Consider the following 1,394-nt stretch of genomic DNA (forward strand, 5'->3'; position numbering starts at 1 on the left):
GAGCTTGTCAGAAATTTTGTGTGTGAGGCATAGCATGTCGACAAGGAGCATGAATGCCACGCAAGACCAAACCCACCGCTTTGGCGGACCAGGCGGCACAGCCGCAATTTCACATCCCGGCCGAGCTGCTTGACCAGCTGGTGACCGGGCCCATGACGCCGGGCCAAGTCCAAGGGCTGTTCGATCAGTTCAAGAAGTCAATTCTTGAGCGGGCGCTGGGCGCCGAGATGAGTCATCACCTAGGCTATGCGCCCGGCCAAGCCAAGCCCACAGGCGGATCAGCCAACCACCGCAACGGCAAGAGCACCAAGACCGTACTGACCGATGTGGGGGCGCTGCGCATCGATGTCCCACGCGATCGCGAAGGCAGCTTCGAGCCGCAGCTCATTGGCAAGCACGAGCGGCGCTTTACGGGTTTCGACGACAAGATCATCGCCATGTACGCACGCGGCATGACGGTGCGCGAGATCCAGGGTTTCCTGGCTGAGATGTACTCGGTGGACGTCTCGCCCGAGCTCATCAGCCGTGTCACCGATGAGGTGATGGGCGAGGTCACGGCCTGGCAGACACGGCCGCTGGAGGCGATGTACCCGGTGGTGTTCTTCGATGCGCTGCGGGTCAAGATTCGCGAGGATGCGGTGGTGCGCTCCAAGGCCGTCTACCTGGCGCTGGGCGTACTGCCTGACGGCTCGCGCGACATCCTGGGAATCTGGATCGAGAACACCGAGGGGGCGAAGTTCTGGATGAAGGTCTTCAACGATCTGAAGACGCGCGGGGTGCAGGACATCCTGATTGCCGTCACCGACGGCCTCAAGGGCATGCCAGAGGCGCTGGGCGCAGTGTTCCCGGCGACGACGCTGCAGACCTGCATCGTGCACCTGATCCGGGGTGGCCTGGACTTTGCGTCATGGAAAGACCGCAAGGCGCTGGCCGCAGCCATCAAACCCATCTACACCGCGGTGAGCGCCGAGGCGGCCGAGGCCGAGTTGGATGCGTTTGCGGCCGGCCCCTGGGGGCAGCGGTTCCCGACCGTGGTCAGCGCCTGGCGCCGGGCCTGGGACAAGGTCATCCCGTTCTTCGCCTTCCCGCCCGAGGTGCGGCGCGTGATCTACACCACCAACGCCATCGAGAGCGTGAACGCACGGCTGCGCAAGATCATCAAAACGCGCGGCCACTTCCCCAGCGACGAGGCGGCCACCAAGCTGATCTGGCTGGCGCTGCGCAACATCACCGCGGACTGGGGGCGGGCGGCCAACCACTGGAAATCAGCGATGAACCAATTTGCGATCCTCTACGAGGACCGATTTACCAGATCGCGCCAGTAAGATCACCAAGCCGCCTCACGATTGAGTGACGGATTCAACAGCCTCACACACAGAAATCCTGACACTCCC

The 1,394-nt window shown here is 63.1% G+C and carries 1 protein-coding gene; it reads left to right on the forward strand.

The features are described 5' to 3' along the window. Positions 1-53: 53 nt before the first annotated feature. A complete protein-coding gene (locus N4G42_RS25395) occupies positions 54-1,325 on the forward strand; it encodes an IS256 family transposase (RefSeq protein WP_023436223.1) in 1,272 nt (423 codons plus the stop codon). The last annotated feature ends 69 nt before the right edge of the window (positions 1,326-1,394 follow it).

The sequence above is a fragment of the Acidovorax sp. K2F genome (assembly GCF_025246485.1).
GTDB classification, from domain to species: domain Bacteria; phylum Pseudomonadota; class Gammaproteobacteria; order Burkholderiales; family Burkholderiaceae_C; genus Acidovorax; species Acidovorax delafieldii.